12 protein-coding genes and 2 pseudogenes are annotated in these 13,755 nt (G+C 61.2%); 5 read left to right on the top strand and 9 right to left on the bottom strand.

Annotation, left to right across the window (positions count from 1 at the left end; genetic code table 11):
- Positions 1 to 32: 32 nt before the first annotated feature.
- The 6 genes from QEG70_RS14825 to QEG70_RS14800 form a co-directional block, all read right to left on the bottom strand.
- Complete coding sequence (locus tag QEG70_RS14825; RefSeq protein ID WP_265176191.1) at positions 33 to 1,283, bottom strand: carbohydrate porin; 1,251 nt, start codon at positions 1,281 to 1,283, stop codon at positions 33 to 35.
- 294 nt (positions 1,284 to 1,577) lie between these two features.
- Positions 1,578 to 3,179, bottom strand: coding sequence for a B12-binding domain-containing radical SAM protein (locus tag QEG70_RS14820; RefSeq protein WP_007396741.1), 1,602 nt, complete (start codon positions 3,177 to 3,179; stop codon positions 1,578 to 1,580).
- 628 nt (positions 3,180 to 3,807) lie between these two features.
- Complete coding sequence (gene arsH, locus QEG70_RS14815; protein WP_007396744.1) at positions 3,808 to 4,506, bottom strand: arsenical resistance protein ArsH; 699 nt, start codon at positions 4,504 to 4,506, stop codon at positions 3,808 to 3,810.
- A gap of 20 nt (positions 4,507 to 4,526) precedes the next feature.
- Positions 4,527 to 5,822: an arsenic transporter gene (locus tag QEG70_RS14810; RefSeq protein WP_007396745.1), complete on the bottom strand. Its 1,296-nt coding sequence runs from the start codon at positions 5,820 to 5,822 to the stop codon at positions 4,527 to 4,529.
- A complete protein-coding gene (gene arsC, locus QEG70_RS14805; protein ID WP_007396746.1) occupies positions 5,822 to 6,244 on the bottom strand; it encodes an arsenate reductase (glutaredoxin) in 423 nt (140 codons plus the stop codon). The genes QEG70_RS14810 and arsC overlap by 1 nt, the downstream gene beginning before the upstream one ends.
- Positions 6,241 to 6,594: an ArsR/SmtB family transcription factor gene (locus tag QEG70_RS14800; RefSeq protein WP_048852226.1), complete on the bottom strand. Its 354-nt coding sequence runs from the start codon at positions 6,592 to 6,594 to the stop codon at positions 6,241 to 6,243. The genes arsC and QEG70_RS14800 overlap by 4 nt, the downstream gene beginning before the upstream one ends.
- A 122-nt stretch (positions 6,595 to 6,716) precedes the next feature.
- On the opposite strand from QEG70_RS14800, the gene QEG70_RS14795 reads away from it, so the two are divergent.
- Positions 6,717 to 7,112 (top strand): RcnB family protein, encoded by a 396-nt coding sequence (locus tag QEG70_RS14795; protein WP_308721323.1) that lies wholly within the window; start codon positions 6,717 to 6,719, stop codon positions 7,110 to 7,112.
- Positions 7,113 to 7,137: 25 nt separating this feature from the next.
- Here QEG70_RS14795 and QEG70_RS14790 read toward each other — a convergent pair.
- Positions 7,138 to 7,615: pseudogene (locus tag QEG70_RS14790) on the bottom strand (multicopper oxidase domain-containing protein); the annotation flags it as partial.
- Positions 7,616 to 7,956: 341 nt separating this feature from the next.
- Between QEG70_RS14790 and QEG70_RS14785 the strand changes: the two are divergent.
- The gene (locus QEG70_RS14785; protein WP_025440182.1) at positions 7,957 to 8,586 is read left to right on the top strand and encodes an ABC transporter ATP-binding protein; all 630 of its coding nucleotides are present in this window, start codon (positions 7,957 to 7,959) and stop codon (positions 8,584 to 8,586) included.
- The gene (locus QEG70_RS14780; protein WP_010509899.1) at positions 8,583 to 9,392 is read left to right on the top strand and encodes an ABC transporter permease; all 810 of its coding nucleotides are present in this window, start codon (positions 8,583 to 8,585) and stop codon (positions 9,390 to 9,392) included. Before QEG70_RS14785 ends, QEG70_RS14780 begins: the two co-directional genes overlap by 4 nt.
- A 96-nt stretch (positions 9,393 to 9,488) precedes the next feature.
- On the opposite strand, the gene QEG70_RS14775 is transcribed toward QEG70_RS14780, so the two are convergent.
- The gene (locus QEG70_RS14775) at positions 9,489 to 10,574 is read right to left on the bottom strand and encodes an ATP-grasp domain-containing protein (RefSeq protein WP_039998446.1); all 1,086 of its coding nucleotides are present in this window, start codon (positions 10,572 to 10,574) and stop codon (positions 9,489 to 9,491) included.
- Positions 10,575 to 10,614: 40 nt separating this feature from the next.
- Here QEG70_RS14775 and QEG70_RS14770 point away from each other — a divergent pair, with 40 nt between their 5' ends.
- Positions 10,615 to 11,523, top strand: coding sequence for a methyltransferase (locus QEG70_RS14770; protein WP_010509896.1), 909 nt, complete (start codon positions 10,615 to 10,617; stop codon positions 11,521 to 11,523).
- A 19-nt stretch (positions 11,524 to 11,542) separates the two neighbouring features.
- Complete coding sequence (locus QEG70_RS14765) at positions 11,543 to 12,427, top strand: iron-containing redox enzyme family protein (protein WP_007396755.1); 885 nt, start codon at positions 11,543 to 11,545, stop codon at positions 12,425 to 12,427.
- A 25-nt stretch (positions 12,428 to 12,452) separates the two neighbouring features.
- Here the strand turns inward: QEG70_RS14765 and QEG70_RS14760 are convergent.
- Positions 12,453 to 13,563: pseudogene (locus tag QEG70_RS14760) on the bottom strand (IS3 family transposase).
- Positions 13,564 to 13,755 lie beyond the last annotated feature (192 nt).

Raw genomic sequence — 13,755 nt, 5'->3', positions numbered from 1 at the left:
GATCTTTTCAAAAAAACCTTGTACAGAATGGTTCAGAATGTTACGCTGCTATGCAGACCGAAGATGGCTTCGTCATGCACATGCTGCCCTTTATTATCGAGAACACCACCACTGGGCGATATGATGCCCTGAATATCAGGCTGAAGCATGAACCATGGCGTGATTGGGATCTGATAGGTCAACTCCAGATGATATTCGGTGCCCTGCATGGGCAGGCCAGAACGCCGGTCCGCCTGGGCAAGATAGGGACTAGCCGCCCCCAGGCCCGCACCAAACCCCGCCATGTCGCCTGCACGTCCAAACGGCCCCTTCAGGGTAAACCCAGCATCTGCGGCATAGACGATCTGGTTGCGGTCGGTGTCCGCTGTCCAGTTCCCCCGAATGAAAGCGTCAAGCTCCGTTATTCGCCCGAAATGCTGCAGCGTCTGATCCGCAATGGCGTAGACGGCCCAGTTGGTTTTATGGTTTTTTCTGAGATCGGACTGGTCGGGAAAGCGTCCGGTATCAAAGTAACCGCCAAGTTTATATGTGCCCTGCCTTCCGTACAGGGTCCGCCGGTACTGGACCTCCCCGAAGAAAAGAGCGCCCGTGCGGAAACTGAAGCGCGTGCCACCGGGGTCGCGGTTTTGGTTCCACGGGTCCTTCGCGTTGATGAAGGGGCCGCCCACAGGATTGTCATCGGCTGCCGCGAACAGGAAATTCCAGTGTGGGGACAGGGTATAGCGCAACCGTATCGCAGGCGTGGCCACGGGGGAGACGGGGCCTTGGTCATACAGGTCATTATCGGGCATGATGGGCCAGGAAAAGGACGCGTTGAGGAAGTTCAGCCCGACGCTGCTGACCATGAAGTCATGCCCGAGATCCAGCTTGCCAATCCGGAAGGCCAGGCGTTCTCCCATGAATTTCTGGCTGTACCACAGTTCATATAGCCGCCCGTTATCATCCGCTTCGATATTCGATGTCTGGTTGAAAACATACAGGGGCGTATTACTGAATGGTCGCCCACGGATTTCCATGGCGCTGATGTCAAATGTACCCAGTGGCAGGCCCGTCAGGGTGTGCAGATCCGTCACCATTTCAACCGCGGCGGACCCGATGTAGTTGCTGGATGCCTGCGCGCCCCCCACCGGGTTGGACCAGAATTCATTGGTATCCGATATACGGATATCAATTCCCTGTGCCAGCAGCCGGTTCCGTATTCCGCCCCAGTTGCCGGACAGATGGGTGCGCGGGTCAATATGGTCGGGAATATTCTGCTGTGGCGTAACGCCCGCGCTCAGCACGCTTACGGGAACAGGCTGGGCATATGCAAAAGAGAAGGTTTTCAATAATATGATTGTAAATAACCATATATGATGATTATGCCAGATGCGCCTCATTTTTCGAGAAAATATCGTATAATAAAATTTAAAACAAATTATTTATTGAACAATTCTTTTCATTAATTCAATATATATTTTGATAAGTGGAATAGCTTCGTTATGTCGGAATTTATACGAAATGCGCTTTAACAGGCAATGCATATTAGCGCTTTTATTGTACATCATGCATACTCCTTCATCTTCCCTTAACACGGTTTAGACTGGCACGAGTTCTGCCTTGACATGACGTACAACGGGCGGCACGTGCCAGCGGCCCTGGTCCACATCCGCGATCTCGCGGTCGATCTCGGCAATGACCTGGCGTGAAAACGGGCCAAGATGCAGGTAAAGCGCGCTTGTCATCACCACATAGGGCAGCGCGCGCGGGTTATGCAGGGCGCAGTCCAGCATCATGCGCCAGAACTGCCCGGCCGTTCCCGGCCCCGCACGGTGGATGCGGAACATGAGCCGGACAAAGCTGCGCAAATCACCCTTTATCATCCGGTGCGCGCGCTTGCGCCCGAGCATCCGGCCCAGCCTGCGCACGCGGCCGAAATAGGCGACTGGGTCATAGATGGCCGCAAGCACCGTCCTGTAATCGTTCAGCACGTCGCGACGCGGGCGTTTTGTCTCGAAATTCAGCCCCGCCGTGCATTGGTCGCCCGACTGCGTCTGTTCACTGCCGGAAAAAAGGCGGCCTTCCGCCAGCAGGCGCCGCGTCAGCTGCGTCGTGGGCAGGGCGTAAAGCAGGCCGACCATGCAGACTGGGATGGACGTATCCTCGATACAGTCGATCATGCCCTGGGCGACACTGCCCTTTTCGCTGTCGAAACCCACGATGAAGCCCGCATTGACGAAAATCCCGGCCTTGTGGATCGTCTCGATGCTCTGCTGCAGGCTGCGCCGCGTGTTCTGCTTTTTCTGCATCAGCACGAGGGAGTCTGTATCCGGGCTTTCGATGCCGACGAATATGGCGAAGAAATTGGTATCGGCCAGGCTGCGCAGCAGGTCGGCATCATCGGCAAGGTTGATCGATGCCTCGGTCGAGAACTCGAATGGAAAGTTCTTCTCGTTCTGCCAGCGTTTCAGGTCGGGCAGGAATTTCTTGAGCGCCTTCTTGTTGCCAATCAGGTTGTCATCGACAAAATCCACATGTCCGCGATAGCCAAGCGCGTACAGGGCATCGAGTTCGGCCATGACCTGCGCATTGGTCTTGGTGCGCGGCACTCGGCCATAGAGTTCAATGATGTCGCAGAACTCGCAACTGAACGGACAACCGCGCGAGAACTGGATGCCCACGTGCAGGTACTGATCCAGCTTGAGCAGGTCAAAGCGCGGCAATGGGCTTTTGGTCACATCCGTCTTGCCCATGGGAGCCTCAAACATGCCCTGCCGCACGCCGCTGTGCCAGACGGCGATGAAATCATCCATGATCTCTTCGGCCTCGCCCAGAACCTGAAAATTGGCGGCGCTGTAAAGCGATGGGCTGGAGGTCACGTCGGGGCCACCCACCACCACCGGCTTGCCGCGCGCGCGGCAGGTCTCGATGATGTGCAGCGCATCATTGCGCTGCGGCAGCATGCCGCCGGTCATGACCATGTCGGCCCAGTCGTAATCGGCATCCACAAGGTCTTCGGTATTGCGGTTGACCAGCCGGACTTCCCAGTCCCGGGGCAGGAGGGCTGCGACCGTGACCAGGCCAAGGGGGGCCGCCGGATAGCGTGCGCCCGCAAGATCGCAGGCTTCCTTGTAGTTCCAGAATGAATTGGCGTTGAAAAGCGGGAAGATCATCAGGACCTTGCAGGTTTCGGTCATCATGCAAGGATCCATTGCTGCAAGGACTGGTCATGATCAAGACAGATGCCTTCCCGTCCATTTCGAGACGTGGCAGCCTCAGGCAGGGCGCAACTCGACTGTAAGGGTGACATGGGGTGAACCCCTTTCGTAGTGGTGTCGGTCAGGTGGGCCGGTACAATATCGGTGACCGCCACTATTGCTTTTATCCTGGTAATCTCGAACGACCGTGGCCAACGGCATGAGCAGGCTATGATGCCCAGGCACATCAAGGCGGTATAGGAAGATCGCTATATGCGAAATCAGGACACGGTGTTTGTCTTCACGTCAGGAGGGTGTTGACCACAAGAACCTTGGTAGTTTCTTGTGGATCGTGACGGATTTTACTGTTTATGGAGGTTTTCAATTGGAAAGATTCCATAACGCTATGTTCATGACAAAGTATTTCTTTTTGTTTTTACAAGAGCTTTGATAAAGCGACAAGATGGTCGCACGAAGATTGGGGTTTATTAATCCAGATCACAGGATCACGGATATGGTAAGCCTGAAGTGTTGCCGCTTTGGCGTTGGCTGGAGCGTAGCAGGCTTACGGCCCCGCAGCATGGCCGCCATCCGCAATCACCACGTTGAACGGTTCCGTCCCGTCCCGGCCTCACCGCGCTTCAGGCGGGCGATGGTCCTGCCTGCGCTCGCTATAGCGATCAACGAGGTAATCGGCCCGGTCCCGCAGCAGCCATGTGAACTTCATCAGTTCCTCCATGACATCCACCATGCGGTCATAGAGCGGGGAGGGCTTCATCCGGTCATCATCACCGAATTGCGTATAGGCCATCGGCACGCTGGACTGGTTGGGGATGGTGAACATCCGCATCCATCGGCCCAGAACCCGCAGGGCATTGACGGAATTGAAGCTTTGCGATCCGCCTGAGACCTGCATCACCGCCAGCGTGCGGCCCTGCGTCGGACGGATCGAGCCTTCGGACAGTGGCAACCAGTCGATCTGGTTTTTGAACACAGCGGTTATGTTACCGTGCCGTTCGGGGCTGCACCAGACCTGGCCTTCCGACCAGAGCGAGAGTGCGCGCAGTTCCTGCACCTTTGGATGGGTGGCAGGTACGGAATCCGCCACCGGCAGGCCGGTCGGGTCGAATATCCGCGTTTCCGCGCCGAGGGCTTTCAGGATGCGCTCCGCCTCCAGCACCAGCAGGCGGCTGAACGAGCGTGGTCGCAGCGAGCCATAGAGCAGCAGGATGCGGGGCGGATGGTCAACCCGTGGGTGTGGCTCAAGCCGCGCGAGGTCAACCCGTTCGAGATATTCCGGATGCAGGGCGGGCAAGTCAGGTGCGGTCATGGAGCGGTTCCCTTCATGCGTTACGGGTGGCTGACCCGGGGCAGCCACAGGGCCAGCGCGATGAGCGTGGCCAGCAGGACCGGCGGGGTGATGGCCAGCCCGACCTTCATGTATTGCCCCCACGTGACCCGATGATTCTTGGATGCCAGCACATGCAGCCACAGCAGTGTTGCGAGACTACCAATGGGCGTGAATTTCGGCCCGAGGTCGCAGCCGATGACGTTGGCATAGATCATCAGGTCGCGTGTCAGCGGCGTGATGTCGTGAGCCTGCTGGATCGCCAGCGCCCCGACCAGCACACTCGGCATATTGTTCATGATGGACGACAGAACAGCCGCTAGAAAGCCGGTGCCGATGGTGGCCGTGAACGTCCCTTGATGACCGAGCCAGACCAGTGCGGTCGCAAGATAGTCGGTCAGCCCGGCATTGCGCAGCCCATAGACCACCAGATACATGCCTAGGGAGAAGATCACGATCTGCCACGGGGCACCCCGCAGCACCTTGCGAACAGAGATCACCCGGCCATATCCGGCGACGAGCAGCAGGATTGCAGCGGCCAGGCAGGCTACGACACAGACCGGGATATGAAACGGCGCGGTCAGGAAATAGGCCGCCAGAACCAGGGCTAGCAGCGGAAATGCCGCTCGGAATACATGAGGGTCACGAATGGCCGTGGCAGGTGCGGGCAGTTCGGCGACGGGATAGGTCGCAGGCACCTGCCGCCGGTACCACAGCCACAAGACGGCCAGCGTTGCACCAAGTGCTACCAGATCGACAGGGACCATGATCGTGGCATAGCGATCGAACGCAATGCCAAAGAAATTGGCGCTGACGATGTTCACCAGATTGGAGATGACCAGCGGCAGGCTGGTGGTGTCCGCGACGAAGCCGGTCGCTATGATGAAGGCCAGGGCTGCAGTATGGCTCAGGCGGAGTTGAGTGAGGATGGCGATGACAATGGGCGTGAGCAGCAGGGCCGCGCCGTCATTGGCGAAAACCGCTGCAATGGCCGCTCCCAGCACCACGATCAGCGGGAATAGCGTCCGGCCTCGCCCTTTGCCCCAACGCACCGCGTGCAAGGCGGCCCAATGGAAGAACCCGGCCTCGTCCAGCAACAGCGAGATAACAATCAGCGCGATAAAGGTGAAGGTCGCGTCCCAGACGATGTGCCAGACGACCGGAATGTCGTGCCAGTGGATCACACCAGCCGCCAGAGCCACGGCGGCACCTGCCATTGCGCTCCAGCCGATGCCCAGCCCCCGAGGCTGCCAGATGACAAAAACCAGCGTGACAACGAAAATCAGAAGCGCCAGCATCAGACGATCCGCTTTCCGGATTCATCGACGGTTTTCTCGTTGTCCACTTTGACGAATGCGCCCTGCTGTGGGTTGGGCAGGATGTCCAGAACCGTCTCGGACGGACGGCAGAGCGCAACGCCGAGCGGGGTGACGACGATCGGTCGGTTCATCAAGATTGGGTGTGCGATTATGGCATCGATCAGCGCGTCATCGCTCAGGGCCGGATTATCGAGGCCAAGTTCGTGAAAGGGCGTGTCCTTTTCCCGCAGGACCGAGCGCACCGGAACGCCCATAAGGGCAATCAGATCGACCAGTTCCGCACGATTGGGAGGCGTTTTCAGATACTCGATAATGCGAGGCTCCTCGCCGCTGTTGCGGATCAGTGCCAGCACATTGCGCGACGTGCCGCAGGCCGGGTTGTGATAGATCGTGATGGTCATGAGCAGGATTCGGGGGACGGACAGCAGGAGGACAGGGTCGCGATCAGGGGCGCACAGAGTTCGGGACTGCCCGCACAGCAGTCCCTGACGAGGAAGAGCATCAGGTCCTGCAGGCGAGAAAGACAGGCGCGATAGACGATCTGCCGACTGTGGCGTTGCGCGCTCAGCAGGCCGGCACGTGTCAGGATCGCGAGGTGGGTCGAGATCGTGTTCTGCGGCATATCAAGATGGCGAGCGACATGTCCGGCGGGCAGGCCGTCCGGTTCATGGCGCACAAGCAGGCGGAAGATAGCCAGCCGCGTGGACTGGGACAGGGCGCTGAGCGCGGCAAGGGCCGATTCCATATCCATATATCTTTGATTGTGGATATATAAAATAATGTCAATCCCTGTCCTGGCGCGGGGGGGGGCGTACGTTCATGCATAAGCCATGAGAGCCTGTGTTCCTTACCCTGCTTGCCGATGGAGGCACCATGATAGATCGATTTCCGGCCGCCATCCTGTCAGCCTGCCTGATCCTGACCAGTGCGACGGCCCGTGCGGATCCGCCATGGGGGCATGGCGGTCATGACCGTCGTGGCGGGGAGCGTGGCCATATGAGGGACTGGCGAAGGGGGGAGTATTATGTCAACTGGCGGTCGCGGCAGTGGCGGGGCCGTGACTGGCGGCGCTACCATGGCCTGTGGGCGCCGCCATCAGGCTATTACTGGATGCAGTCCGGAGCGCAGTACCTGCTTGTGGCGGCGGTAACCGGACTGATCGCGGGCGTGGTTGCTGCCACTACAGGCGTGGCGATGCCTGTACCGGTCGTGCCTGCTTACCCGACGGCGCCCTATCCGGCAGCACCAGCTTATACGCCACCTTATTGAATGGGCCGTTGATCGTGAATGACCTGTAGCCGACCTCGAACCCCTTCGTCCCTTGCGTGGCGACCGCGTCGGCGCCCTTTCCCAGCCGCTGGAGTTCGGCTACCGGGTCGCCCGCAAGCGCACCCACCGCCATGTCGCCGCCACGGCTGAAGAATGGCGCGAATTCCTTCAGCACAAGGAATATCTCGCGGTCATGGGCGCCAGGATTATCCTTCGGCTCGATATAGACCAGCCCGACCTGCCCGGTATAGGTACCACGGTTGAGATCGCCCCCGGCCATGCCAATGCACCAGTTCCGGCGTATCGGTATCATTGAAGATGTCGATCACGCTGAGCCTGCCTTCCTCAAGCCGCAGCAGGGGGCCGGGAAACTGGCCATTATAAAGCGTGGTTGAAATGATGCGCCCGGGGGCAAGTTCGACCTGTCCCGTGGCGATCCGCAGCGTATGGTCCGCTTTTCCACCCATGACGGGGCCAGCGCCACGGCCCCGGCGCGGGATCATGGCCGCCGGCGTCGTTCGTCCGGACAATGCCAGAAAGGAACGGCGATCCAGCATCATGGTAATATCCGATTATGGGCAAACAGGCAGGGTTCCCAACGCCTACAGCGTTGGCCGGTTTCATCGGGCTGGCGCGGGGGCAGGCCGTCCTGTCGCCGGGACCTGTCCATAAATGGACCGTAGCCCGGGCCATGCACACCGGCGCGATGCCGGTCGCCATGTCCGGCGAGGATATAATATTTCCTCATATCGAGAAATTCAGATATGAGAAAAGGCCCGGGACTGGACGCAACGTGGCTGATGTCTTCGCGCGAACGGGCAGGGATGGCTGTTCAGGAGGATGGATGACTGTAGCGACAGATCAGGCCAGGCCTGTGGCGCTGGAGGTACTGGCCTTGCGCAGCGTCCATGGTGGCCCGTTTGCATTCACTGTCCCGGCGGGGGCGTGCGTGGCGATCACCGGGTCATCAGGCAGCGGGAAGTCGGTACTGCTGCGCATGATCGCGGATCTTGACCCGCATGAAGGCGATGCACGCATCGATGGACAGGCCTGCTCGGGCATGCCTGCGGCGCAGTGGCGCCGCCTGGTGCAATATGTCCCGGCGGAACCCGCGTGGTGGTCCGATATCGTGCTGGACCACATGGTGGATACGGACGCGGTGCGCGCGCTGGTCGCGCGCCTTGGCCTGCGGGAAGACTGCCTGCGCTCGCCGCTGTCACGCCTGTCCACGGGGGAACGCCAGCGGCTGTCCCTGATCCGCGCCCTGCTGCTGCATCCCCGTGTCCTGCTGCTTGATGAACCCTGTTCGGCGCTGGATGCCGCCACGACGGACAGGGTTGAAGCCGTTCTTCAGGAGGCAAGGGCGCAGGGGACGGCCATTGTCCTGGTCTCGCACGACATGGGGCAGGCGGGGCGCATGGCCGGGACGCGGTTCCGGATGGCACGGGGACACATGGAAGAAATCGCGCCATGACACCCATAGTGCTGACGACCGGGGACATGCTGGTGGCCGCTGCCCTGATCGCCATCGGCAGCGCGCTGTCGTTCCTGCTGTCGCTGGGGTTGCAGCGGGTGCTGCTGGTTTCCGCCGTGCGCATGGCGGTACAGCTTGCGCTTGTCGGCAGTGTGCTTTTGTTCGTGTTTGGTCATGCCTCCGTGTGGCTGACCATCGGGCTGCTGGCCTTCATGTTCACCGCCGCCGCCCGGGAAGCCGGGTCACGCCAGCAGGTCCGCCTTGGTCTGTGGTGGCATTTCGGGATCGCGGGTGCCTCCACGGTAACAGGGACGGTCATCGTGGTGCTGATCGGGCTGTTGACCGGCCTCCAGCCCCACCCGTGGTATGTGGCCCGCACGGCCATTCCCCTGACGGGCCTGCTGCTGGGCAATGTCATGAATGCAACAAGCCTGTCGATGAATACACTCCTGTCCGCCATCACGCGCGAACGGCAGGCCATCGAGGCGCGGATCATTCTCGGCGCGACCCGCGCGCAGGCAATGAACGGCCTGATTCGCCAGGCCATCCGGACGGCCCTGCTGCCGACGCTGAACCAGATGGCGGCCGCCGGGATCATTACCATGCCCGGAATCATGACAGGGCAGATCCTGGCGGGGATGAACCCCTTGGCAGCCTCAAGGTACCAGGTCCTGCTGATGTCACTTATCGTCAGTGGCAACCTGATCGGCGCGACAGCCGCGGCCTACCTGGCAGCCTGGCGGCTGACGGACAGCCGGGGGAGGCTGCGGCTGGAACGCCTGCTTCCCCGATTGCAGAAGGGGTGAGGCGGTGGAACCACGTATCATGGCATGACAGCGCCGATCAGGGTCATACAGATGCGGAGCCTGTTTCCAGATCATGATCCGGGCTGCACATATGAACTAATTGGACGAAGGATAGCGCCGCATCAGCCTGAGTTGCCGCCACCATGCCGTGGCCAGCGCCATTGCGCTGATCGGGACCGCGCCATCGGCCCGCATCCGGGCCGCCAGCGCGAACAGGGCCGCCTGCTTGGCGAACACGCCACGATAGGCATCCCGCAGGCGCATCGTCGGGTCCCAGAACTGGATGGCTTCGGATCCGGCGCCGTTGATTTCGATAATCCGGAACTCTCCGCGTTGCAGGGCCGCCTCGCTGCCAAAACGTACGTCCAGGCGACCGAAATGGAAGCCGTGCATGGAGCGGGCTATGGCATCGACACGGTCTTCAAGGGCAGGGGTATTGAGCCGCATGGCATCCTCATAGCGGCCGCCCACCCGCAGGGACGCGACCGTGCCAAGGATGACGCGTTCGCCACGCATCGGAACATGGTCAATCCCTCTGGTGGAAAGGGCGCGCCGGTAATGCCCGATCCGCGAGCACAGCCGTGGGTCGGCGGCCATCAGGGCCGCGATGGAACGCACGCCGTCGCCCGTGACCTGTGGGGAATGCCGGATGGCGAGACCGATAAGGCGGCCATGGGCTTCGGTCGGGCCACGGCTGTAGAACAGTCCGGCCTCAAAGGGGCCGGGCACGAATTCCTGCAAGAGGAAGCTGGCGTCGGGGGGGAAGGCCGCGATGTAGGCCGTCAGCCCATCTACGACATCGATCCGTCGCACGCCATGGCCGCACCAGCCGATATCGGGCTTGGCAACCAGCGGGTAGCCCAATGTCCGCGCCATGGACGCTGCCGCCGGGATGTCAGCGGGGGAGACGAGGACGGTACGGGCGACCCATGGCGCATGCGCCTGACCGATCCGGGCCAGGCAGGCTGCTTTTGATTCGCCTGCCAGTCCCCCGGTCTCGATCGCCGGATTGACCACCGATGGCAGCGTCAGGCTGCGATAGCGTAGCCCCAGCCATAGCCACTGCAGGACAAGGGGTATACACAATACCGGCTTCGGAAGCTGTTCCATCGCACCAAAGCTGCAGGCGTTGCCAGCATGGTGGGAACAGGCGTAATTCGTGCTGCGTTGGGGCTTCATCATGGACAATCCTATCTTCCCCGCGGCAGTTCGGGATCACGCAATGCAACAGGTGGGGATCACGCTGTTGCGATCAGGCTACAGGTTTGTCTGCCCCACGCCAGAGACCCAGCGCCGCGTCAACGCGCGACCGGGTAATGGGTGGGCGGCGAACCCCGTCGATATCTTTGGCTGGAGCCGGCCCTTCCGGCGTGATGCGCTGCCCGTGTCCCTCTTTGCGCAGGCGACGGAAGCAGGGATGCTTGTCGCTGATAACGGGGCCTGGCGCAGCCGGTTCCGGTTCTCCACGCTGGGGGGCAACGGGTTCTTCCATTCCGCCTTTCCCACCGTGGCGGCGGATGCGGTGTTCTTCGGCCCCGACAGCTACCGGTTCGGCGCGGTGCTGGCGGCCCACCTGCGCTCCGCCCCGCCGCCCGTGCGGGCAGTGGACATTGGCTGCGGCACGGGACTTGGCGCGATCATGATTGCACAGGTCTGCCCGTCAACCGAAGTGGTGATGGTCGATATCAACCCCGACGCATTGCGGCTGGCGCGGATCAACGTTGGTCTTGCCGGCGTCGGCGGCATCATGGCGTGGCAGGGCGATCTCCTGTCGGGGCTTTCGGGTGCATTCGACCTGATCATCTCCAACCCACCCTATCTGCCCGATCCCGGTTGCAGACTGTACCGAGATGGCGGCGGCAGGCTGGGGGCGGGCCTGTCACTGGCGATTGTCAGAACGGCCATGGAGCGGCTGACGCCCGGCGGGACGTTGCTGCTCTATACCGGGACCGCAATCATCAATGGGGACAATCCCTTCCTGCGCGATGTGGTGGCCCTGCTGGATGGCCGGGAGTTTACGTGGGCGGCCACTGAGCTCGATCCGGATGTCTTTGGTGAGGAGCTGGAGAATGGTCCGCTATCCACGGCGGAGCGGATCGCGGTGATCTGCCTGACCGTGACACGGCGATAGCAGGAGAGGAATGGTGTCAATGAACAATATCCTGACGGGCAAGAGTAGCGACCGGGCGCAGCGGGAACTCCATCTGGCACTGGCCGGGCTCAATCGTCTAAGGCTGACGCCGTGCCTGCCCGAGGAGGACGGTGCGGCGGGACTGGATCTGCCCCGTCTGCTGGCGGAGGAAGCGGGTTTTCTGCGCTCCCTGCGCGAACAGGTCGCACCGATCGCCGCCCAGGCTCCCCGGGAGCCCGCGGCTTTCCTCGCATGGTTCGAGGAACTGGAACAGACCGGTCCCGGCCAGCACGACAGCCTTTTCCCCTGGCTGGCGCATGATGCATCCCGTGAGGCCATGGGCTGGTTCCTTGAACAGGAAGCCGCAGGGGAAGCGGGTTTCGAGGACCTGACGGCACTGGTCCAGGTCCGTATGCCAACGCGCCCCAAGTTGGAATTGGCGCGCAATTACTGGGACGAAATGGGTCATGGCCGGGAAGCCGGCATGCACGGTCCGATGCTGGCGCATTTGGTCCATGCCCTCGGGCTGCGGTCCCAATCGGAGACGACGGTGTGGCAGTCGCTGGCCCTAGCCAACACCATGTCCGGTCTGGCCTGCCGCCGGCATCTGGCGTTTCACGCGGTCGGCGCGTTGGGCGTGATCGAACTGACCGCGCCGGGTAGGGCGGCCATGGTCGCGGCAGGGCTGAAACGATTGGGCGTGCAGCCCGATGACCGGCATTATTTCGACCTGCATGCCGTGCTGGATGTGCGCCATTCCGCAACATGGAATGCAGAGGTTATCAGCCCGCTCATCGCGGAAGATTCGCGTCGTGCCCCGGCCATCGCCGAAGGCGCCCTGATGCGGCTGGAATGTGGCGCGGCCTGCTTTCGCCGCTATCGGGATCATCTGGGCCTGAAGTGACCCTACCCCGAGCGTGCCCTCAGTTTTAAGTTAGGGTCTGTGGGTTGCTGTATGCCTTGTCGGTGTGTTGAGCGAAAACCTCTGGGGTCATGCCCCCGAGGCTGGTGTGGGGCCTGACGGCATTGTGGTCAGGCCGCAAGCCCTTGATGACCGAACGGGCGTGGGCGAGGTTGCGGAACAGGTGCTCGTTGAGGCATTCGTCACGGAACCGGCGGTTGAAGCTCTCGATGAACCCGTTCTGCTGCGGATTGCCTGGTGCGATGTAGTGCCACAGCACCGACCGTTTTTCCTGTCAGGCCTCGATCGCGTTCGAGGTCATCTCGGTGCGGTTGTCACGGACGATCATCATGGGAAAGCCGCGCTGTTCCCCGATCCGGTCGAGTTCGCGGCCGAGCCGTTCGCCTGACAGCGACGTATCCGCTACCAGCGCCAGGCACTCTCGCGTGTAGTCGTCCACCACTGTCAGCACACGGAAGCGTCGTCCGTTGTTCAGCGCGTCCGAGACGAAGTCCAGGCTCCATCGCTGGTTTGGCCCGTCGGGCAGCATCATCGGCGAGCGCGTGCCCATCGCCCGTTTACGGCCGCCATGCTTACGGACTGACAGCCCTTCCTCGCGATACAGCCGGAACAGCTTCTTGTGGTTCATCACCAGCCCCTCCCTGTCGAGCAGGATCTGCAGGCGCCGATAGCCAAATCGTCGTCGCTCTGCAGCCTGTTCACGCAGCCCCCCCCGCACTGTGGCATCATCCGAGCGGCGTGACGCATAGCGCCAGGTCTTCGGATCCATGCCAATAAGCCGGCAGGCCCGTCGCTGCGAATAGTCTTTCTCCCGGATCGCGCAGGCCACGGCGTCCCGCCGCAAACCGGGCGTCACGAGTTTTTTGCCAGCAGGCCTTCAGCGTCGAGACGTCCATTACGCTCTCCGCCAGGAGCCGCTTCAGCTTCGCGTTCTCTTCTTCAAGAGCCGTCAGCCGACGCGCTTCCGACACTTCCATGCCGCCGTATTTCGACCGCCAGGTGTAGAAGGTCGCGTCGCTGATCCCGTGCCTGCGGCACAGATCCGCAGCCGTCGCGCCCACCTGATGCTCCTTCAGGATCCCGATGATCCGCTCCTGTGTGAAACGTGCTTTCTTCATCGTCTGTCTCTTATGGACAGACCTTACTTCAAATCGAGGGCATTTCAGGGGGCAGGGTCGATATTCCCGAACTGGGAACACTGGGAAATGGACAGGTTGTTGGGCTCGCAGACCAGGCAGTGTGGAAAGTGGCAGGGTAAAAGCTTTATTCGGGTTGGTCGGATTCATGTCAGAAACGCTCTGTACATGCCT

The organism is Komagataeibacter xylinus (assembly GCF_031081985.1).
GTDB classification, from domain to species: domain Bacteria; phylum Pseudomonadota; class Alphaproteobacteria; order Acetobacterales; family Acetobacteraceae; genus Komagataeibacter; species Komagataeibacter xylinus_E.
This window is presented reverse-complemented; position numbering and strand designations above follow the sequence as displayed.

Bases quoted from the DNA above. Each gene is read 5' to 3' on its own strand.
- QEG70_RS14785 (WP_025440182.1), top strand. From the start codon at position 7,957: ATGACTGTAGCGACAGATCAGGCCAGGCCTGTGGCGCTGGAGGTACTG.
- arsH (WP_007396744.1), bottom strand. From the start codon at position 4,506: ATGACCGCACCTGACTTGCCCGCCCTGCATCCGGAATATCTCGAACGG.
- QEG70_RS14765 (WP_007396755.1), top strand. From the start codon at position 11,543: ATGAACAATATCCTGACGGGCAAGAGTAGCGACCGGGCGCAGCGGGAA.
- QEG70_RS14810 (WP_007396745.1), bottom strand. From the start codon at position 5,822: ATGCTGGCGCTTCTGATTTTCGTTGTCACGCTGGTTTTTGTCATCTGG.
- QEG70_RS14780 (WP_010509899.1), top strand. From the start codon at position 8,583: ATGACACCCATAGTGCTGACGACCGGGGACATGCTGGTGGCCGCTGCC.
- QEG70_RS14795 (WP_308721323.1), top strand. From the start codon at position 6,717: ATGATAGATCGATTTCCGGCCGCCATCCTGTCAGCCTGCCTGATCCTG.
- QEG70_RS14820 (WP_007396741.1), bottom strand. From the start codon at position 3,179: ATGATGACCGAAACCTGCAAGGTCCTGATGATCTTCCCGCTTTTCAAC.
- QEG70_RS14770 (WP_010509896.1), top strand. From the start codon at position 10,615: ATGCAACAGGTGGGGATCACGCTGTTGCGATCAGGCTACAGGTTTGTC.
- QEG70_RS14800 (WP_048852226.1), bottom strand. From the start codon at position 6,594: ATGGATATGGAATCGGCCCTTGCCGCGCTCAGCGCCCTGTCCCAGTCC.
- arsC (WP_007396746.1), bottom strand. From the start codon at position 6,244: ATGACCATCACGATCTATCACAACCCGGCCTGCGGCACGTCGCGCAAT.
- QEG70_RS14775 (WP_039998446.1), bottom strand. From the start codon at position 10,574: ATGATGAAGCCCCAACGCAGCACGAATTACGCCTGTTCCCACCATGCT.